The sequence below is a fragment of the Pseudalkalibacillus sp. A8 genome (assembly GCF_045920555.1).
GTDB lineage: Bacteria > Bacillota > Bacilli > Bacillales > Fictibacillaceae > Pseudalkalibacillus.
Map to the genome: position 1 here is coordinate 1,250,952 of NZ_CP174509.1, position 20,777 is coordinate 1,271,728.

The window sequence follows — 20,777 nt, forward strand, 5'->3', positions numbered from 1 at the left end:
ATTTTTATTTTTTACTCAAGAAAAAGTCCTTGATCCGTGTACACTTGTTCTAATTTCTGCTGCCGGATGCTGATCCTTTCACTGTCACGGGATTGGATACCGTTGATGATTACCTCTAAAAGACTCACGACAGATGCGATGGAGTGATGGCCTGATTCCATATTTTCTTCGGTAGTCAATGTTATGGCAGCCAATTGACCGATCGGTGAAAGCTCGCGGTTGGTAATGGCGATGAGCTTCGCTTCCTGTTCGATCGATAGATTTGCAAGTTGTAGTGATTCTTTCCGGTAACGTGGATAGGAAAAGATAACGACGACGGAATTTTCTCCAAGCTCACATATATCTTCTGGGATGAAGCCAGTCGGACTGGATAAATACACATTCTCCCTCAACTGCTTCAATGTGTAATATAACCAATACCCTGCTGCATGGGAGCTTCCGAACCCGCCGATATAGACCTTATCCGCATGGGTCAATTCATCGACTGCCTTCCACAGCTCGTCCGTATCCAGTTGCTGCAACAATTGCTGAAGGACCGCTCTTTCCTGGTCGATGACTTTTTTGAAGATATTATCGCGGTCAGTTTGGGCAGACTCGACTTCAGGTTCAATAGGTTGTTGATCGACGAGCCACTCTTTCCGGATCCGTTCCTGCATTTCTGAGTAACCTTTGAACCCGAGTGCATACGAGAATCGGATGACAGTCGTTTCACTAACTCCGACTTTGCGGCCGATTTGGAAAGCAGTGAGTAAAGCACTGTCATACTTGTGCTGTAAAAGGAATTCAGCTACCTTTTTCTGACCAGACGATAAAGAGGGGAAGTGCTCCTTGATTGTATGAGTCAATGTATTATCAGCCATTGTATCCTCCTCATTAATAATAGGGTGAAGGAAATCCTTCTTTTAAATTAGTATAACGCATAAAATCCTTCATGATCAATTAAATATAAGATTATTCTAAAAATTTAGTCATCAGGGGTGGGGTTTCCATTTTTTAATAAAGTTATTGTATAATGATATTTAATTGAGGAGGTGGTAAATAATGGCGAACAGCAGCATTCATTTGCCAGAATTTGCAGCGTCTCATGCAAAGCCTGTTATGGGAAAGGCGATACTTTGTATGGGATGGACTTTGAACTGATCGCCTATTCATTTCTGATAACATGGTTTTGCACCTTATTTTATTGATATTTAGATGAAAAAATAAGGAGCTGACAGAAATGAACAAAAAACATATACAACCATTCATGAGACCTGATCAATTCAACTTTATAAGGGCACAAGTCCGAAATCTGGTGGATGCGCATACTACAGTGAAGGATGAGGATGTCATCAAAGCGTTGAAATTTAGTTCATTAGAGAAAGCATTAACCCTATTCCCATCTATTGATAAAGAATTGGAGCCTCTTCTGAACCGGATGGTGGAAATCGAAAAAGCAGTTGAAGCCGAAAAGTATCTGGAAGAACTGAATGCGTATGTCATCCCATTTAGAAATATATCGGAAAAAACAGTACAGAAACTCTTTCCGAAAGCAAAAAAACTAAAAATACCCTTTCTCGAGGAAATCGATTTTAAGCACCTCTCCTATATAGGATGGTATGATATCCGCTCCAGTAGAAAGTATCTGATTGTTGAGATCGATGGAAAACTGAAAGGGTTATCAGGAACATTCCAGGAAAGCAACCGAAAAGGGATATGTACATTATGTAACGGATATGAAGAAGTCGGGCTCTTCATGAGTAAAGTGAAAAGTGGAAAAGAAACATATTTAAGCAGGGGCAACTACATCTGTCAGGACAGTCAAACATGTAATCAAAATATGACGACCAGAACCAAACTAGATGATTTTGTGACGCTGTTGAACCAAAACTGAGGGGGATTCCTCTCAGTTTTTTTAAGGAGTTTTTTCATGATTTATGTAATCAGACATGGGGAAACGATTTGATCAAACGGGAATATCATGAAGCTATCTTTCGGGAATAGAGAATACAAGATATATGAGTTCCGAGAGCGGTTAAATAAGATAAGTCGGAAAAACCTGATTTAATATCATCATGAAGGTTTATAAGACAAGTACGGTACGAAAAAACGGATTAAATGTCCGTATGAAGGCATATGAGCCAAGTCGAGTATGTAATACCGCAGTGAATGTCCTCCTGAAAACTGCATTAAATTAATATCAGCACGAAATTTATACAAAACCAGAATATTTTCCGTGACCAATCTTTGTATAATTCTTCATAAGAATCCTTCGCAGGCTCCTTTTATATTTAGTGATTCTACACCACTCAAATATTCGATTAGTTGTTATTTTATCGTTAGGAAAAAGAAGCTTGAACTCTTCCACAGATCTTATAACCGCAGTTTCGTAGTCTTCTTTCTTCCCACATTTAGCGCAAAAACAGTAGAGTCTAGTGTTCTGCTGATAATACTCAAAACACCTCGGACAATAAATACCCTTTTTCAGTTGGTCATAGTGATAATCGGGTAATCGGAAATTCGGGGTTTCGGTTAAATGAGTGGACAACAATTTCACCGCTAATTTATTATGGACATCCTTTAATCTAGAGGGTTTTTTCTTTATTTTCTCGATGAATCGATTAAGCTGTGTAGGGTAAATAATAGATTGGTTGACAGGTGCTTGGTAAAGGTGGAATTCGGGGTTGGCGAAAACAAGCTAGGATTCAACGGGGATATTACATCCTAGATCCTGGAGCAGCCGTCGTAACAGCGATTCATTCCGTTGCAGTTGTAGCACCGGATTCTTTATTTCATCCTGTTAATGAATACCATCTGTCGCCTTCTACATAAAAATCCCCTTCATAGTTTTACTTCAAAAAGATAATTTGTCTTTAAGGAAATCACCAACGAATCGATTTGAAACTGCGTGTTATGGTGCTCCAATAATAGATCATTTAGAACAAGCCTTCCGTTTAAAATCGGTGCGATCCGTTCGTCAAACCTCACTTCGCCTTGAAATCCTTTTTCAAGGTTCAAATAGTAATGTTCATCTTGTGCGATAAATTCATCCGAACTTTTAAAGATCTCATAATTTTTAATTCTATGGATTCATTGCGAGGCTTCAAAATCAATATGCATTTCTCCTTTCATCTTTTACATCATGATAAGTTTTATTAAGGATATTAACAAGAAAAAACTTCCAGAACGATAAAATAGTGCCCTTTGTATATTCTGTGCGCCCATTTTCAAACTCAATCTTCTCCGCCGTTTCACCATTTAAACCTGTTTCATATACTGCTGTAAGACAAGTTAAAAGGAGAGAGAGGATGGAGAGTGAATTGACTGGGCGGATCGTATTGTCGGATGATCCGGAGTATAGAAAAGCCCGAAAAAATCTTAACCTATTCAAGTCTAAATTCCCAGGGGCAATCGTATTTTGCCAGGAGGAAAAGGATGTCCTGAATGCATTGAAGTTTGCACGGGAAAATGACATCCCTTTCCGGGTAAGGAGCGGCAGGCATAGTTATCAAAATTTCTCGATTCTGAACAAAGGGATTGTCATTGATATCAGCGAAATGAATACTGTTTCGGTGAATAGGTTCCAAAGGACGGCAATCATTGAGGCAGGAGCTGATATAGGTAATGTGTATAACAGCTTGTGGGAACACGGTTTCGCATTACCAGCAGGTACAGAGTACAGTGTAGGAATAGCCGGATTGACATTAGGCGGAGGGATTGGGTACTTATCAAGGTTATACGGTTTGACCTGTGATAACCTCCTCGGTGCCCGGATCGTGGTCCCGAAAGGAGAGTCTGGCGCTGAGATAATCGAGGCGACGAAATATAAAAACAGAGAACTGTTTTGGGCGTGCTGCGGAGGTGGAGGTGGAAACTTTGGAATCGTCACTCTGTTCAAGTTCCGAGTCCATCCAATCAAGGATGTGTCGCTCTTCCGGGTCGAATGGGACTTCGACCAGTTGGAAAACGTCTATGATGTATGGCAGAATTGGGCACCATTCACGGATAACAAATTGACCTCATCAATTGAGCTAAAAGCGAAAAGTCAAAATCTGCTCCTCGCAGAAGGACAATACGTCGGCCCGAAAGAAGAACTCATCGAATTGATCCGGCCATTGATCAAAGTGACCGAACCCCGGAAAGTACAAGTCGCCGAGCTGCCATTCAACAAAGCATTCGACTATTTCAATTACCCAGCCGGAAACATTCCTTCTTATTTCAAGCGTTCTGGTTCATTCGTGTATGAGCCAATCCCGGAAAAAGGGATCAAAATCATGAAAAGGTTCCTCGAACTAGCCCCGAACGAAGATGCACAGATCTGGCAACAGGCACTTTCAGGCGCTGTCCAAAAAGTCCGTCCGACAAACACGGCGTATTATCATCGGAACGCTCTGATTGCACAGGAATATAACACTACCTGGAAAAACGGAGAGGAAGCAAGCAAGAATATCCAGTGGGTTCTCGCGTTACGAAAGCATTTGGAACCATACACGGAAGGGGACTACGTCAACTGGCCTGATTTATCGATCCGCGACTGGCCTGAGACGTATTACGGGGAAAATTTCGACCGTTTACGGAAGGTCAAAAACCAAATAGATCCGATGAATGTGTTCCGATTCCAACAGAGCATCCCGCCATACAAAGATTAAAAGACAAAGGTCCACTCGATCAATGAGAGGGCCTTTCTTATTATACTTGAAGAAAGTATAAATCCATTCTTCAGTATAAGCTCAATTAAGAACTCAGCCTTCACCAAGTTTTCTTTATTGCTTAGCAAACTTCAACAGCAGAAATTGGATAAGGAATCCAGAGAGCAATCCAGGAATGACAAACAGCATAGGCAGCCAAACCGGTCCCAATACCACGCCAAACAATGAGACCTTCGAGGAAAACATCAACCCGACGGTCACCCAATAGGCCATAAAGACAAAAGGTAGAAATGAATAGGGTTTTCTGCCATCTCCAGCATTTTTATAAGCATCCCACATCGCAAAGAAATAGAGACAAGGGTAAAACATCAGCCAGCCAAAATTGGTTTGTTGAATCGCTGTTTCGATTTCACCATTGAAGCTTAATAAGATGACTTCATTAAAATTCGATTGTACATTAATGATGAATTCTAGAATGATGAACACGATCCCTTTTAGATATTGGCCATTCAATAACTGGCCAAAGCCAGGAAGGGCAATGCTCCAAAGGAGTTTTTCCATATCAATTCCCTTTTCTCTTCGTCAATTGATCACGGTCGGCCGCTTTAGGTGGTTCCTCCATCCAGCCGTTCTCAATCATGATATTCGCCCCGTCTTCTGCATACTTTGCAAGTTCCCCTGAGAGCCGTGCATAATGCACACCTAGATCACGTCTAGGACTTACAGAAACACTGACCCCATATTGACCTATCCCTGAGGCAATCAACCCTGCAATATGGAACATCATCAACTTATCGGAAAAAGGAGCGGTAGTGGAGTCACTAACTTCCGAAGTCATCTTTTGGGCGGATGAAAGGTGTTCTTCATTTAAAATAGAACTGAAAACTTCGTAGTGTTTCGATGAAATCTCCCTGCCTCTCGCCATATATTTCCATACTTCATTAGATTGGGCAACCTGGCCAAATCCTGTAATCAAAGCCTCTCCAAGTGCATTCCTTTCCGCATTGAAAACAAGATTGGATATTTCAGTGCCGACAAGGGGGCGGCGATCGCCGAACCAACCGAATAAAAACCGCTGTCTTTTAACGAAATCGACCTTATCAGGTATTGGAAGATATGGCGTACGAACATAGAGGCCTTTTTGTAGGGCAAGTTTTCTACTCTGGTCTGTGAGTTCTTTTGATTTTGTCAAAGCTTGCGAATAAAATCCAGCCACGTCATCCCGTGCGGATAAAGAAAACATCAAGCTTTCTGCAGACATACTGAGTCTACCCATATTCAAAATATATACAAGGACCATGGCATCTGAAAATAACCTGGGTGCTCCCGGATTCACATCATTTTTCGTAAAACCTACCGGGAGGGGGTAATTTTCTCCATTCAAAATCTCGGAGATCGATTGGATATGGTTGGTAGAAAAATCTAAAACATATTGTAAAATATTACGGATTTCTTCATCTTCCACGGTTGTTAAGAAATACTCCAATCCGCAAATGATCATTGTGCTAGATTGGTAAGTCGTCCAGAGATTGGCTAATTCTGATGAAGTCAATTTCGCTTGATGATTGATCGTCATTTCAGGCACCTCTATCTAATAAAATTCTTTCAATCATTTAAATCAAGTATTCGCTAATTCGTCCCGATCAATCGCATGGGGAGGTTCTTCCATCCATCCATTTGAAATCAGGATGTTTGCCCCATCTTCAGAGTACTTCAAGATTTCTTGCGTCAGCCGATCATAGTGTACAGTCAAGTCGCGTCTAATACTGGTCGAAATACTCGTTCCGTAGAAACCGATACTTAGTGCGATCAATCCTGTAACAATAAACATCATGAGTTTATCAGAAAATGGGGAGACCGTTGAGTCCGTTACATATGTGTCTGAATTCATGGGAATCGGAAGATCATCCTCACGTAAAATAGCACCGAAGATTTCATTATGTTTTTGGGCGATTTTCTTACCCCGGACAAAGAATTGACCAACCTGTTTCGAACTTGCTACTTGGCTGAAGCCAATAAGAGTCGCTCCTCCCAACTCATTACGTTGAATGTTGGCAAAAAGATTGGTCATTTCAAGAGAAAGAAGAGGCCTGCGTTCACCGAACCATCCCTAAAGAAAATTTTGCTTTTTGACAAAGTCCACTTTATCAGGATAAGCGATATATGGAGATCGTATAAAAAGTCCTTTCGAAAGGAGTACATTTTTGATACGGGTCTCCAGTTGACTCGTTTCACTGAGACACTTACCATAAAACTCGTCAATCTCAATACGCACGGCAAGTGATTTCGATAGGGCATAAGCATTAAGTGAAATTTGCGTCATCTGTTTAAGGAATTGCAGCATATAATTGTCGGAAAATAATCTTGGCGCATTCAAATTCAAGTCTTCATTTTCTACAAACCCTTTTGGTAATGGAAAATTTTCTTGGCCGAATATCGTATTCAGTTTCTGGATATGTAGTTGAGCCAACTGTAAAGAATGAGTCAAAAGCGGGCGAATATCTTCATCTTCCACGGTCTCCAACATATGCTTCAATACACATATGGAACCACTGTCATTCTGATACGAAGCCCAAAGCTGTGAAAGTTCTGCTGATGTCAATCGGATGTTCTGTATGTCAGGCATGTTTTGATAATCCTCCCATAAACACAGTATGTATGAACGTATTTTTCACCTTAATATGGAAAATATTCACTTCTTGACAAGAATTTATATTCAGGGTTTTATCATGTCCTAGGTTTGTGGAGGATATTTGAAAAATATAGAGAAAGTAGGATGAATTAATAGAAAAATAATAGAGGCAATTATTCATGGGACTGGATTTCAATATTTTCGAATGTATGAATCACCATTAAGTAGTAGGGCTGGGCATCACATTGATCAGCAATGGAGAGATCAGCATGAAACGCAGTTTAGGTTTACTTGAAAAAGGAACACAACTGAACGTCAAGAGCAGCTCTTTGTTCAACGCCTGTTCGTTCAGCAAATTTGTGACATCAATGCTCGTGATGAGGTTGACGGATCATATCCGTTTGAATGTGTAACGAACCATCACCTTTAATCCAGTGCTATGAACATGGAAAGATACTGACATTTACAATATAGAGGTGGAGAAAATGAGTGAAGCTATTATACACGGATTTGTACTAGCAATCGGTCTCATCATCGCTCTTGGGGCACAGAATATATTCGTGTTTAATCAGGGAGCATTGCAGCCTACAATCATACGAGCACTTCCAGTCATTTTGACAGCGTCGATCTGTGATACCATCCTGATCACAATGGCTGTTTTGGGAGTATCTCTCATCGTTTTGACCTTCCAATGGTTACAAATGATCATCTTTGGGATCGGATTTATTTTTCTTTTATACATGGGATGGTCGATATGGAACAGCAAATTATCAAAGGACAATTCAGTAGACAAGATGTCTGTAAAAAAACAAATCACTTTCGCGACTTCGGTTTCCCTGTTAAACCCACATGCGATCCTCGATACCGTCGCGGTTATAGGAACCAATGCGATTCGTTATTCTGGGCATGAGAAAATTGCCTTCGCGGTCACATGTATCATCGTATCCTGGCTGTGGTTTTTCGGTCTGGCGATTGTAGGCAGGATCGTAGGTCGAGTGGATACGAAAGGTAAATGGATGAACCGTCTCAACAAATTGTCCGCCATCATCATTTGGATCGTCGCGTTATATATTGGGAAGGAACTTATTAGTATTATCCTTTAACTGGAATTAATGTGATTACCATTGGATACTCTAATGTGGGCATACATATAGGAAAATACCAGGAGGAGCGATTCATTACAGTTCCACGGGGACGAATTATCAACTCGCTAAGTGGGCTGAAGAAGGAGGAAAAGCAGCAGGTGCTGAAGTGAAAGTATTGAAAGTACCTGAGCTTGCACCAAAAGAAGCAGTCGCATCCAATCCGGCGTGGCAAACCCATTTGGATAAAACGAAGGATGTTCCAGAAGTAAGATTGGATGATCTTGAGTAGGCAGATGCATTGATTTTCAGTATGCCGACACGGTTTGGCAACTTGCCGGCACAATTGAAACAATTTCTTGATACGACAGGTGGACTGTGGTTTAATGGAAAACTTGTAAACAAAGTGGTCAGCGGGATGTCTTCGGCAAACAATCCACATGGTGGTCAGGAAGCGACCGTCAAAGCCTTATACACGACCATGATACACTGGGACGCCATAATCGCCGCACCCGCTTATACCGACCCTGTAACGTTTACCTCGGGCTGCAATCTTTATGGAACAAGTGTCACAGTCGATCAAGATGACAATATGCAAGAAGATGTTTAGGAAGTTGTCAAGCATCACACTATCGCTTCCTGGGTGAAACAAGGGCAACAATGAACTGCTTTTTATAAATAGGATAAACAAAAGCGAGGAGCTGGTCCAAAAGATATTTTTCATTTGGCCAGTTCTATTTATATCGAAAAGAAGCTATCGTCCTATGATCCTTCTTATGTATTCCATATTTCGATAAGAGTCGAAACATCCATCGATTATAATTACATAAAAGAGGAGGGATCGTATGAATAACTATCGTACAAAATTGGAGGATTTCCGTAAATTGCATCAGCTGTCATCTACATTCGTATTACCGAATGCCTGGGATGCGATGAGCGCTAAAATGTTTGAGGAAGGCGGGTTCAGAGCGATCGGGACGACAAGCGCAGGGATTGCAGCTTCATTAGGGTATCAGGATGGGCAACAAATCCCTTTTGATCAGATGCTGACGGTGCTTGATCGAATCGTTCAAGCTGTGAATGTGCCTGTAAGTGCAGATATCGAAGCTGGTTACGGTAAAACCGTTGAAGAGATCGTAAAAAATGTACAGAGGATAATCGAAACTGGAGTGGTCGGTATTAATATTGAAGACGGGACAGGAGATCCTGATGCTCCTGTTGAGGAAATTTCATCACAAGTCGAAAAGATTACTGCCATCAAAGAGCTTTCAAGTGCGACTGAGCCAGGATTGTTCATCAATGCAAGGACTGATCTTTATTGGTTGGATATTGGAGATCCTTCAAGCCGTTTCCAAAAGACTCTCGATCGTGTAAAAGCCTATGAAGAAGCAGGAGCTGATTGTATTTTTGTACCTGGCCTAAATGATAAGGAAACAATTCAGTATCTAAGAGCTGAAATTTCTTGTCCGATCAACCTGTTGGTCAGTCCTGATTTGCCGTCGCTAAAAGAGCTGTCCAAAATAGGAATTGAGAGGGTGAGTACCGGATCCGCTCCCTTCAGAGCAACCGTGACATTATTGAAAAAAGTTAGCGAAGAAATAAACAACGAGAAGAATTTTCACCTTTTGACAGAGGATGTTCTTCCTTATAGGAAAATGTTCAGTTCAGAAAATAATCTAGTAAACTAGTAGTTCAACCGCACAAACATTCCTTGCTGGTAGAGCATAATCTATCAGCAAGGGAGTTGATACTTTGAAAAAGAAAAGCATACATGCTAACCGACCAGTAAATTCTCCTTACAATTCAGTATGTCCGTGCGAAATTCAACTGAAGATCATGAATGCCCCTGTGGAAATTGAAGCATCCGGAAAAAGCCTGGGCTCCGGTTATCTGACCCTTACTGGAACGCTGTGTCCGTCATGCAGAAGTACAGGAAGCGCATTCAATGCACGGGTTCACGGAGATTTTGCTTACAATTATGTTGGAGAGCAGCTTAAAGGCATAACGTGCCAGTCCAATTACGTTGATGTATTTGGACAAGGTCATGTTGCTGGCAGGGCTGCCGACTATAATTTGCTTTTGGTTGAGAATTCAGATGATGAAATCATGATTTCGCTTACGATCAGGACAGAGATCATCGATTTCAACTTCAGTGGCGTTACGCGTATGCAAAACGTGATAAAACGAAATTGCACATCATAAAATATTTTATAAAAATTGTTGACAATAAGAACATTTGTTCGTATACTTAAATCAGGCGCTTAACCTCCGCCTAAATATCTTGGAACTTTGTTCTATATCTTGGGGCTACTCGCAGATTGATTGTTGCAGCGATCAAATGCGTGTAGCCATCTTTTTTTGTTCTAGAATTTACCACTACCTTCACCCTTAACCTCCCATTAGAATGATAGACAAGGAGTTTAATAGGGGGAGAAGGACAGTCATGGGGCGCCAAGCAAGGAATTATTTTAATCAAAAACCATTTTTCATTTCGTTGCTTTTTTTATTACTTATAGGGACGTTTACATACGTAGGTAATAGTTTGCCAGCATCCAGCGCAGCAGAAGAATCAAGGCCAGTAGAGGGATTGAGTGATAAACAAACAAGTCTTGCCCCAAAACCTATTCAGTACCAAAAGCGTACAGAAGTCACAGAAAATGAATACAGGCGGATCGGCTATTATGCAGGTTGGTCAGCTTATTCAGGTTTTGACGTTGCAGACATTGATGCCAGTAAGCTGACACATATCAACTACGCCTTTGCCAACATTTCGAAAGACGGAAAAATAGCAGTAGGAGATCCATGGGTGGATATTGAGAATCCTTACCCAGGTGATACAGAAAGCCAAGCGATCAAAGGGAACTTCAATCAGTTAAATAAGCTTAAGAAGCAACATCCTCATCTGAAGACCTTGGTTTCTGTTGGCGGATGGACTTGGTCAGAGAATTTTTCAGACGTTGCGCTTACTGAGCAATCACGTACCATCTTTGCCAAAAGCGTACTTGGATTTGTCCAGAAGTACGGTTTTGATGGAGTCGATCTGGATTGGGAATATCCCGTGAACGGGGGACAGCCTGACAACATCAACCGTCCGGAGGATAAACGGCATTACACGCTGTTATTGAAAAAGATCAGAGAAACATTCAACGCCCAAAGCAAAAAAGATGGGGAAGAGTATCTTTTGACGATTGCGTCCGGACCGAGTAAACATCATGCCGGTAATATGGAATTGGACAAGCTCCATAAGTATGTCGATTATATACAACTGATGACGTATGATATCCATGGCGAGTGGGATGAGCTTACGGGATTCAATGCCCCTTTGTATCAGGATCCGAAGAGTGGATTTTTTAAAGAATGGAGTGTACATGATTCTGTTCAGACGTTCATTGATCAAGGGGTCCCGGCAGATAAACTAGTTTTAGGGCTGCCTTTTTATGGAAGGATGTTCAAGCAGGCCAATAATGCAAACGATGGTCTTTACCAACCTTTCGCAGGGGGTGGGAAATCGGTAAGTTATGCCGCTCTTGATAAGGAATATATCAATAAAAACGGGTTTACACGATATTGGGATGATGATTCCCACGTGCCGTGGCTTTGGAACGGTGATACGGTCATCAGCTATGATGACGCTGAATCGATCGGCCATAAAACCGATTATATAAAATCGAAGGGACTTGGCGGTGCAATGATATGGGAGCTAAGCCAGGATCCTGACGAAGTGTTATTGACAAAAGTGAATGAAGAATTGAAGTAAAAAGCATTGAATGTTTGGCTTATCTAACATTATGGACATTTTCTTTTATAAGAAAGTGTCCTTTTTAAATTCCCTGAGCTTTTTTATGAAGGAATGCTAAAGGAATTAGAAGTATTTAACTAGAATTACGGAAGAATGAATACTTTTATGTATAAGGGATTACTTGTTTAAAAGGAGGTTCGTTAAAGGATGTCTTTCTTGATCGATAGCAATGATGCCAATTGGTTTAAAAGCATTATCCAATCAGTAAATGATGGAATACTAGTAATCGACTCTTATGGAGTGGTTCAAATAATTAATAAAGAATACACAAACATTACCGGCGTTATAGAAAATGAAATTGTTGGTAAGCATTTAAAAGATGTGAGGCCTGGTGCAGAACTACCCGAAGTTTTACTTGATGGAAAGGTTAGATCTGGAGTATTTCGTAAAGAAGGAAAGAACAATTATATCGTTGACATGGCTCCAATCTATAATGGAAATAAAATAATAGGTGCAGTTTCTGTTTGTAAAAGTTTAAGAGAAGTTCATCATCTTACACAAGAGCTTAATAAGAGTAAAAGACGATTAAAACAGCTTGAAGAAATGGTGGGGAGTTTTCATCGGACGACATATTCGTTTGAGGATATTGTCGGCCAAAATAAAGGATTGCTCAATGCCATCCATTACGCAAAAAAAGCAGCTGGAACTGATTTCAATATCCTTATTTTAGGTGAAAGTGGTACTGGGAAAGAATTGTTTGCCCAGGCTATCCACCAATCTAGCATCCGTAATAGTCAACCATTTGTGCCTGTTAATTGTGCCGCTATACCTTCCACATTGTTAGAGAGCGAATTATTTGGTTACGAGGAAGGTGCCTTTACTAGCTCAAAAAAGGGTGGAAAATCCGGTTTGATTGACCTGGCAGATAATGGAACGCTTTTTTTAGATGAAATAGGTGATATGCCACTTGAAATGCAATCAAAGTTATTGAGGGTAATGCAGGACGGGGTAATACGAAAGGTTGGCAGTCTTTATGAAAGAAAAGTGAATGTGCGAGTGATCGCTGCTACAAATAAAGACCTCGAAAAAATGATTTCAAAAGAACGGTTTCGGGCAGATCTTTACTACCGGTTGAACACATTTCAAATCAAGATACCTTCTTTAAAATCCCGGAAGGATGATATACCTCTTTTGGTAGATTATTTTTTACAGAATGCTAACCTGCATTCCCTTTCTCCTGATGAATCATTTATTGACTTGTTAATGAGTTACGATTGGCCTGGTAATATTAGAGAACTGAAAAATATAATCCATTATGCAATGAATATGACTGAGTCCACTCGACTGAAAGTTGGAGATCTTCCTGATACGATAAATAGAAACGGACAAAGGTCGGATGAAAAAACTTTAGAACGGATCATTGAAGAGACGGAGAGAGATGCAATTTTGGATGTGCTTAAAAAAACTGGAACTGACTTGAAAGGGAAAAAGCTTGCAGCAAAAAGGCTGAACATTTCTTTAGCAACCTTGTATAACAAAATTTCCAGACTCGATATTCCTGTTTGATTCTAATATGTTAGAAATTATTCTAAATTATAAGAAATCCTACTGGCTAGCATTCAGGAAGAATGTATCAGGACCGATTCGTTTTGAAAGTTCTAATTTTTTAGAAAATATAAATTCAATATACAGATTAAACCCTCATGATTGAGGGTTTTTAAATTGGCATATTTCTTGCATTATGATAAAAGGAATCAACATACAAAAGAGGGGGATTAGTATTCAATTAATGAAATTGTAAGCGTTATCAATAAAACTATGGGTTGGGAGGAAAATGTATGATTGCTTTACTTGGGTTTTTAACGATTTTCATGTTTTTAGCACTGATTTTAACGAAAAGGGTCTCAGTCATTGTTGCATTGATCCTTGTTCCTATGATATTCGCGTTAATCGGTGGGTTTGGGAAAGAATTGGGATCCTTAATGTTGGAAGGAATAACCGGTGTTGCCCCAACTGGGATCATGCTGGGATTTGCCATACTCTATTTTGGTGTGATGAACAATGCTGGATTATTTGACCCGGTGATCCGTAATGTCCTTAAGCTTGTTAAAGGTGATCCATTGAAAATAGTTATAGGGACAGCAGTTATTGCCATGCTCACGCATTTGGATGGATCGGGGGCTTCCACCTTTTTGATCACGATTCCAGCTTTATTACCTTTATATGAAAAAATGGGTATGAGTAGGCTAGTTTTAGCAGGTACCGTTGCGTTAGGAGCAGGGACAATGAATATGGTTCCGTGGGGCGGTCCGACTGCACGAGCAGCAAGTGCTTTAGAACTGACTCCAGAAGAAATTTTCAACCCTCTTTTACCGGCAATGATCGCAGGCTTGCTTTGGGTCCTTTTCGCTGCTTATATGATGGGAAAAAAAGAGAGAAATCGTGTAGGTATTAAGGATATCCAGTATGATTTTCATCAGGAACTGGCTGATGAGGAAAAAGATATGAGAAGGCCTAAGTTATTCTGGTTTAACTTGGGACTGACCATTATTACAATCATTGCCCTAATTAAAGTATGGCTCCCTTTGCCAGTTGTTTTTATGGTAGCATTCGCAGTTGCTCTCTTGGTGAATTATCCAAAACCTGATGAACAACAAAACCAAATAAAAAAGCAAGCATTTGGTATGATTACTGTTGTTTCGATTATATTTGCAGCTGGAATATTTACTGGGATTTTGAATGGCACAGGTATGATTGAAGAAATGGCGAATGCACTGGTAGCGCTTATCCCTCAAAGTATGGGCAATATCATGGCTGTGATTGTCGCTATTACAAGTATGCCATTCAGTTTGTTATTCACTCCAGACGCATTTTATTTTGGTGTTTTGCCAGTTCTGAGTGAAACCGCGGCTGCATATGGCGTTGATTCAGTAGAAATTGCAAGAGCGGGAATACTTGGGCAAATGACAACAGGTTTTCCACTGAGTCCCTTAACAGCATCTACATTTTTATTGGTGGGGCTAGCAAACGTTGAATTAGGTGACCATCAGAAATTTATCTTCAAATGGGCTTTTGGAACTACTATTATTATGACAATTGTTGCTTTGATAATAAGAGTTATCTGATTTAAAGGGCGTGGATAGGATGAAAAAGATAAGAATTGGTGGAGGAGCTGGTTATAGTGGAGATCGAATTGAACCAGCTATAGAAATTATGAAAAAGGGAGACATCGATTACATCATTTTCGAATGTCTGGCAGAAAGGACTATTGCACTAGCGCAACAACAAAAGTTAGCGGACCCTGATAAAGGGTTCAATGAATTACTTGAGTATCGCATGGAAAAAGCTTTACCTATCTGTACTGAAAAAAAGATTAAAGTAATTACAAATATGGGTGCAGCAAATCCAGTATCAGCAGCAAGATTGGTCAAAGATATTGCAATACGTCTAGGTATAGCTAATTTAAAAATTGCGGCCGTTTTAGGAGATGATATTTATTCAGATATTGATGATTATAAAGATTTCAACACATTGGAGTATGGAAATAAACTATCGGAAATAAAAGGAGAAATCATCTCAGCCAATGTTTATTTAGGAGCAGAGGGGATCCAACAGGCTCTTCAGAATGGGGCAGATATCGTCATTACAGGAAGAGTGACAGATCCCTCATTAGTTATCGGACCTTTATTATATGAGTTTGGATGGAAAATAGACGATTGTGACATGCTCGGAAAAGCCACATTAGCAGGTCATTTACTTGAATGTGGGGCTCAAGTAACAGGAGGATATTTCGCAGAACCAGGGTATAAAGATGTACCGGACTTATGGAACGTTGGGTTTCCGATTGGGGAAGTATATGAAAATGGCGACATAATCATTACAAAGCTTGCAGGAACTGGTGGCATAGTTACCACAGGGACTGTTAAAGAACAAATTCTTTACGAAATACACGATCCTTCAAATTATATGACACCTGACGTTAATGCAGATTTTTCACAGGTCACTGTAAAAGAAATCGAGCCTGACAAGGTTTTGATCACTGGAGCGACAGGTAGAGAAAAAAGCGGTTATTACAAAACAAGCATAGGGTATAAGGATTGTTATATAGTTGAAGCAGCAATAAGTTATGGAGGGTCTGGAGCACTTGAAAAAGCTAGATTAGCAGGGGATATCGTCCAAAGGAGAATCCAACATACCGACTTATCTTTTGAAGAATTGAAAATAGATTACATTGGGATAGATTCGCTATTCCAGAGCAGTACCTCAGACTTATCTGGAAAAGGTTCCAGTTGTAATGAAGTTCGGCTTCGAGTAGCTGGAAGAACAACGTTAAAAGAAGATGGAATTAAAATTGGAAATGAAGTAGAAGCTTTATATACGAATGGTCCCGCTGGCGGGGGTGGTGTCAGAATAAATATAAATGAAATCGTTTCAATTGCTTCTATCCTTATACCAGAAGAGAATATAGAAACCAAAATAACCTATGAGGAGGTATAAGCATTGAGATTGCGGGAAATAGCTCATTCAAGAACAGGTGATAAAGGGAATACATCAAATATTTCCTTGATTGTTTATAATATGGACGACTATGAATTAGTGAAAGAACAAATTACGGCAATAAAAGTAAAAGAATGGTTTCAGAATATCGTGATAGGTGAAGTTATACGTTATGAAATACCAAGCTTAGGAGCATTGAACTTTGTATTGACCAACGCTTTAGGTGGCGGTGTGACACGGTCACTATCTCTTGATAGACATGGAAAAAGCTTAAGTTCCTTTCTTCTTGAAATGGATTTGACAACTTGATTGAAATATTTTTGGAACTGACTATTTTTAGTCAGTTCCTTTCTTATTGTTCATCATAAACTCTCTTAAATAGTCGACATAATGCTCGTCACGGCTAAGCCATGCGGAATGTTGCCGTTTGACAAATCGTTCTGCCTCTTCAAAATCTGAATATCGATCTTCAATACGCTCCCCATTCAGTTCGACTGCCCAGTATTCCGGTTCTTTTTCATAAATAAAGAGGCGGTCTTCATTCCGATTTTCATACAGACAGCCCTGAGGGGTTTCTTTCAGATTATAATGGTTCCGGAATGCGTCTTGACGCATCGGTTCAATGATGAAAGCTGCTTTGGCGTATAGTTCATAGGACTCTTCATTCATAGAGCATCCAGCTGCTTTCGCATGACCACCGCCCCCGAAAAAATCTGCGACCGCCGAGACATCCACATCGTCATGGATTGTCCGGAAACTGATTTTCTTTCCGCCCATGTTCAAAATCGTAATGTAATCCAAATGGCGATTCGCCGTCCCTAGTTCGTTGCCGAGTTCCGAATGATAAGATTCGGCATGGACGATACCTGTACAATAATCTCCGACGAATGTTTGGACAAGTTCCCGTTTTTTCCTTCTAATATAACGTTCAATCTTATCTTCTTCCATTTCGAGAAGCTTTTGCTCAAATTCATCGTATTCGAAATGGTCCATACGTTCAAGTCTGGGTACCATCTTCTCAACGAACTCATCGATCGACACCATGAAGAACAAATCATTCAGCTGTTTCGCTTTGATGTTATCGTTCTGTTCCCATTCCCACGTATCATATTGACGGACCAACTCGACGAATTCCTCTAGCGCAGCGGAAGGTTCCAGAAGTTGATGATGGACGAGGTAACCATATAAAAGAGAGGTAGCACAAGCCAGCCGGCCATCGTCATATTCCACTTTCACATGTCCCCAATCGTAATCATTAAAGTGTAACGCGGTCTTATGATGATCGATCAGCTGTACTTTTCCGCCTTCTTTTACATAAGCGTCGAGCCCTTCTTCATTCTCTTTGTTGACGGAGAGGTCTGTGATGAATAAAGTCGTGTCTTTATTCTGTTTCTCATCTTTCCGTTCAAGGAACCGCTCCACTTGGAAATCCAGCCCCATCACTGAGTTATAACGGACATCCACACGATCACCGAATGCAATTTTAGCTACAATGCCGCAGCCAACACCATCCAAATCATTATGAGTGAACAATTTATACATGATAATCTCCCCTGAATGACAATAGTTTCTAAGCTGTTATAGTGTTGTTGAAAAAGGAGTGGACTATTCATGAAAAAGTGTTTTAGTATATCCTTTCTGTCCCGATCATCAATTCACTGATCCGTGCAAGATCGACGTTTCCGCCTGAAATCACCGTCACGACTTTTTTTCCTTCAAGCGGGAGCTTTTTATTCATTAAAGCAGCGACCGTCACCGCACTTGATGGTTCGATGATCTGTTTCATCCGTTCCATCACAACGCTGAACGCGCGGCGGATTTCCTCATCGGTCACCAAGACAAGATCGTCCAAGTATTTCTGCATGACAGGGAACGTCATGTCTCCCGGCTGGGTGGCACGGAGTCCGTCCGCGATTGTAGAAGTTGGTGTAATCGAAGTGATCCGTCCGTTTTGAAATGATAAAAAGGTATCGTTCGCAGTCTCAGGTTCAACCCCGTAGACCTTGATGTTCGGGTTGGTCTCTTTGATGGCGGTCAAAATGCCAGAAATAAGCCCGCCGCCTCCAATCGGGACGATGACTGCATCTACGTCCTGTACTTGTTCAAGTATTTCCAGGCCTGTGGTCCCCTGGCCAGCCATGATGTAAGGATCATCATACGGAGGAATGAAGAGACCATTTTGTTCCGCGGCAATCTCGATAGCCCTAGGTATCCGTTCAGCAGAGGTGGTGCCGCATTTCACAATGTTTCCATCATACGCATCAATTGCATTCATTTTACAGGGATTCACATCTGTTGGAACGACGATTGTTGCTGGGACTCCGAGCTGTTGGGCGATAAAAGAAACCGCCTGTCCGTGGTTTCCTGAAGAGGCAGCCGTGACCAGCTTCGCGCCTTCCATCACAACCTGCTTCACTTTGTTCGTTGCACCACGGATTTTGAAAGAGCCGGTTTTTTGAAGATGCTCACATTTAAAAAAGACCTGGTTTCTGCAAAGCTGGGAAAGCTGTCCAGATTGAAGGATGGGGGTGGCATTGATTGTGTCCTGAATGTTTTCCTGGGCATTTCGTATATCCTGGATCGTAATCATTTCATCTGCTCCTTTTTAAATTCTTGGTTTAATCCTTTTTCTAGAAAAACAGGTGGTTTTCCTTTGTGGGCGGTAAACGAAATGAAGTGAGACCAGTAAATACCGGACTCACCATATTTTTAATAATGTTCTTGAAGTTTGTTGCCGCGGATCAAAGAAATGGAAGTAAAAATGGCCGTTATCCTCCTGGATTTCATCAATCCCCTGTTTGGCCAATTCATTGTGCAATGCCTGAATATTTGAGGTTATAAAACCGACCGAAAACTTCGGCTGGCCATTTATCGTGAAATGCCCCCTGGAATCTTGATCCGATTTGGCCAAACGAATAGAGGACAGGATTCCAGTGACATTAAGGCTAGCTTACTGTCATTATGCCTCAAGGTGAACCCCAGGCGTTCTGTGTACCATGTAACAGACTCAGACAAGTCATTAACAAGGATCCTGAAAAAATGGATTTCATTGATTAAGATCGGCTCATGGAACATCCTCCTTACAATTTTCTCAAATATATTTCTTTAAAAAGTAAAAAAACTTGTAATTAAAACAATTTAAGCTCCAGAACATAACATCTTCTGAATTACAGAACACAGTTGTAATATTTGTAAAACTATTGTAATATTAACATCGGTCTATTTATACGACTTACTGCCAAGCAGCAAGATTACAACAACAAGGGGGAAGGGGAAATGGCAGGATTTTTAGCATTTGTGGGATTCATCGCAGTCATCGCTTTTATCGTGATGGCGATCGTATCCAAGCTTAAGAAAACAGGGAAAGCGAAAAAAATGCTCCTGTTCGCAGCAGGAAGCTTCGTCATATTTGTCATTGCGGTTTCTAGTTCGGCATCGCCAGAAACGGAAACAGCTAGTACTGAAGTGGAAGCAGAGGAAACATCTAGGCAAGAAGATAAGAAAGACGAAAAATCTGCTGAAGAACTAGCGAAAGAAAAGGAAGCCGAAGAAAAAGCGAAAGCTGAAGAGGAAGCAAAACGTAAAGAAGAAGAAGCTGCTAAAAAAGCAGAGGAAGAAGAGCGTAAGAAAAAAGAAGCAGAAGAAGCGAAACGAAAAGCTGAAGCTTTGAAAAACAGTGGAAGCGGCGACACAGCTACAGACATGTTCGAGCTTGAAGCAGGATTCGTCGTGTTTGATGCAACTTATAACGGCACGAGCAACTTCATTGTCGAATTGCTTGATGAGAACGGAAATAATGTAGAGCTTCTGATCAATCATATCGGTGCGTATAAAGGGAAGACGATGGCTCGTATCCCTGCAGCTGGAGAATATATGCTCAATGTGAAAGCAAACGGTGCCTGGTTAGTAAATGGTTCTCAAGAGGTACCGGAAGAATCGGAATCAGGATCGATCAGCGGGACAGGGGATGATGTCCGCTTCGTCCATATTGACTCCGGCATGAAGAGATTCCATTTCGACCACAAAGGTGACAGCAACTTCAACGTCATGGCGAACGGTACAGTTCTTTTAGCGAATGAAATCGGAACTTATAGCGGATCGACAGCACAAAAGGTTCAAGATGATGCAGTATATATCATCAGCATTAAATCCGAAGGCAAGTGGCAGATCGATATCGAATAGTGATTTGTTATATAGAA

Annotated in this window: 20 protein-coding genes and 2 pseudogenes; 13 read left to right on the forward strand and 9 right to left on the reverse strand. The window is 40.8% G+C overall.

Going from position 1 to position 20,777, the window contains the following annotated elements; all coding sequences use genetic code 11:
• Positions 1 to 11: 11 nt before the first annotated feature.
• Positions 12 to 860, reverse strand: coding sequence for a MurR/RpiR family transcriptional regulator (locus ACJROX_RS06525; protein ID WP_408009947.1), 849 nt, complete (start codon positions 858 to 860; stop codon positions 12 to 14).
• Positions 861 to 1,219: 359 nt separating this feature from the next.
• Here ACJROX_RS06525 and ACJROX_RS06530 point away from each other — a divergent pair, with 359 nt between their 5' ends.
• Complete coding sequence (locus ACJROX_RS06530) at positions 1,220 to 1,873, forward strand: FusB/FusC family EF-G-binding protein (RefSeq protein WP_408009948.1); 654 nt, start codon at positions 1,220 to 1,222, stop codon at positions 1,871 to 1,873.
• A 947-nt stretch (positions 1,874 to 2,820) separates the two neighbouring features.
• On the opposite strand, the gene ACJROX_RS06535 is transcribed toward ACJROX_RS06530, so the two are convergent.
• Complete coding sequence (locus tag ACJROX_RS06535; protein ID WP_408009949.1) at positions 2,821 to 2,997, reverse strand: nuclease-related domain-containing protein; 177 nt, start codon at positions 2,995 to 2,997, stop codon at positions 2,821 to 2,823.
• A gap of 290 nt (positions 2,998 to 3,287) precedes the next feature.
• Between ACJROX_RS06535 and ACJROX_RS06540 the strand changes: the two genes are divergently transcribed.
• Complete coding sequence (locus tag ACJROX_RS06540) at positions 3,288 to 4,628, forward strand: FAD-binding oxidoreductase (protein WP_408009950.1); 1,341 nt, start codon at positions 3,288 to 3,290, stop codon at positions 4,626 to 4,628.
• Positions 4,629 to 4,742: 114 nt separating this feature from the next.
• Here the strand turns inward: ACJROX_RS06540 and ACJROX_RS06545 are convergent, their stop codons facing one another.
• The 4 genes and pseudogenes from ACJROX_RS06545 to ACJROX_RS06560 form a co-directional block, all read right to left on the reverse strand.
• Positions 4,743 to 5,189: a hypothetical protein gene (locus ACJROX_RS06545; RefSeq protein ID WP_408009951.1), complete on the reverse strand. Its 447-nt coding sequence runs from the start codon at positions 5,187 to 5,189 to the stop codon at positions 4,743 to 4,745.
• 1 nt (position 5,190) lies between these two features.
• Entirely contained in the window at positions 5,191 to 6,204 is a 1,014-nt protein-coding gene (locus tag ACJROX_RS06550; protein ID WP_408009952.1) for a DUF3231 family protein, read from the reverse strand.
• Between the two features lie 42 nt (positions 6,205 to 6,246).
• Positions 6,247 to 6,723, reverse strand: a pseudogene (locus ACJROX_RS06555) (DUF3231 family protein); the annotation flags it as partial.
• 15 nt (positions 6,724 to 6,738) lie between these two features.
• Positions 6,739 to 7,254 carry a DUF3231 family protein gene (locus ACJROX_RS06560; RefSeq protein WP_408009953.1) on the reverse strand — a complete coding sequence of 172 codons (516 nt, stop codon included), beginning with the start codon at positions 7,252 to 7,254 and terminating at the stop codon, positions 6,739 to 6,741.
• Between the two features lie 245 nt (positions 7,255 to 7,499).
• Here ACJROX_RS06560 and ACJROX_RS06565 point away from each other — a divergent pair, with 245 nt between their 5' ends.
• From ACJROX_RS06565 to ACJROX_RS06610, 10 genes and pseudogenes are all read left to right on the forward strand, one after another.
• On the forward strand, positions 7,500 to 7,673 hold the full coding sequence (locus ACJROX_RS06565; RefSeq protein WP_408011595.1) for a hypothetical protein: 174 nt from the start codon (positions 7,500 to 7,502) through the stop codon (positions 7,671 to 7,673).
• A gap of 72 nt (positions 7,674 to 7,745) precedes the next feature.
• Positions 7,746 to 8,363 carry a LysE/ArgO family amino acid transporter gene (locus ACJROX_RS06570; RefSeq protein ID WP_408009954.1) on the forward strand — a complete coding sequence of 206 codons (618 nt, stop codon included), beginning with the start codon at positions 7,746 to 7,748 and terminating at the stop codon, positions 8,361 to 8,363.
• 55 nt (positions 8,364 to 8,418) lie between these two features.
• Positions 8,419 to 8,949, forward strand: a pseudogene (locus ACJROX_RS06575) (NAD(P)H-dependent oxidoreductase); the annotation flags it as partial.
• Between the two features lie 238 nt (positions 8,950 to 9,187).
• Positions 9,188 to 10,030: an isocitrate lyase/phosphoenolpyruvate mutase family protein gene (locus ACJROX_RS06580; protein WP_408009955.1), complete on the forward strand. Its 843-nt coding sequence runs from the start codon at positions 9,188 to 9,190 to the stop codon at positions 10,028 to 10,030.
• A gap of 64 nt (positions 10,031 to 10,094) precedes the next feature.
• Positions 10,095 to 10,544: a hypothetical protein gene (locus ACJROX_RS06585; protein WP_408009956.1), complete on the forward strand. Its 450-nt coding sequence runs from the start codon at positions 10,095 to 10,097 to the stop codon at positions 10,542 to 10,544.
• 241 nt (positions 10,545 to 10,785) lie between these two features.
• Complete coding sequence (locus ACJROX_RS06590) at positions 10,786 to 12,099, forward strand: glycoside hydrolase family 18 protein (RefSeq protein WP_408009957.1); 1,314 nt, start codon at positions 10,786 to 10,788, stop codon at positions 12,097 to 12,099.
• A 189-nt stretch (positions 12,100 to 12,288) separates the two neighbouring features.
• Positions 12,289 to 13,647, forward strand: coding sequence for a sigma-54 interaction domain-containing protein (locus ACJROX_RS06595; protein ID WP_408009958.1), 1,359 nt, complete (start codon positions 12,289 to 12,291; stop codon positions 13,645 to 13,647).
• A gap of 272 nt (positions 13,648 to 13,919) precedes the next feature.
• Positions 13,920 to 15,206, forward strand: coding sequence for a CitMHS family transporter (locus ACJROX_RS06600; RefSeq protein ID WP_408009959.1), 1,287 nt, complete (start codon positions 13,920 to 13,922; stop codon positions 15,204 to 15,206).
• 19 nt (positions 15,207 to 15,225) lie between these two features.
• The gene (locus tag ACJROX_RS06605) at positions 15,226 to 16,578 is read left to right on the forward strand and encodes an acyclic terpene utilization AtuA family protein (RefSeq protein WP_408009960.1); all 1,353 of its coding nucleotides are present in this window, start codon (positions 15,226 to 15,228) and stop codon (positions 16,576 to 16,578) included.
• Positions 16,579 to 16,581: 3 nt separating this feature from the next.
• The gene (locus ACJROX_RS06610; RefSeq protein WP_408009961.1) at positions 16,582 to 16,887 is read left to right on the forward strand and encodes a hypothetical protein; all 306 of its coding nucleotides are present in this window, start codon (positions 16,582 to 16,584) and stop codon (positions 16,885 to 16,887) included.
• A 27-nt stretch (positions 16,888 to 16,914) separates the two neighbouring features.
• On the opposite strand, the gene ACJROX_RS06615 is transcribed toward ACJROX_RS06610, so the two are convergent.
• From ACJROX_RS06615 to ACJROX_RS06625, 3 genes are all read right to left on the reverse strand, one after another.
• Positions 16,915 to 18,120 (reverse strand): DHH family phosphoesterase, encoded by a 1,206-nt coding sequence (locus ACJROX_RS06615; protein ID WP_408009962.1) that lies wholly within the window; start codon positions 18,118 to 18,120, stop codon positions 16,915 to 16,917.
• Between the two features lie 82 nt (positions 18,121 to 18,202).
• Positions 18,203 to 19,168 carry a threonine/serine dehydratase gene (locus ACJROX_RS06620; protein ID WP_408009963.1) on the reverse strand — a complete coding sequence of 322 codons (966 nt, stop codon included), beginning with the start codon at positions 19,166 to 19,168 and terminating at the stop codon, positions 18,203 to 18,205.
• A gap of 278 nt (positions 19,169 to 19,446) precedes the next feature.
• Positions 19,447 to 19,653, reverse strand: a complete 207-nt coding sequence (locus ACJROX_RS06625; protein WP_408009964.1) for a VOC family protein — start codon at positions 19,651 to 19,653, stop codon at positions 19,447 to 19,449.
• Between the two features lie 201 nt (positions 19,654 to 19,854).
• Between ACJROX_RS06625 and ACJROX_RS06630 the strand changes: the two genes are divergently transcribed.
• Entirely contained in the window at positions 19,855 to 20,760 is a 906-nt protein-coding gene (locus tag ACJROX_RS06630; RefSeq protein ID WP_408009965.1) for a hypothetical protein, read from the forward strand.
• Positions 20,761 to 20,777: the final 17 nt, after the last annotated feature.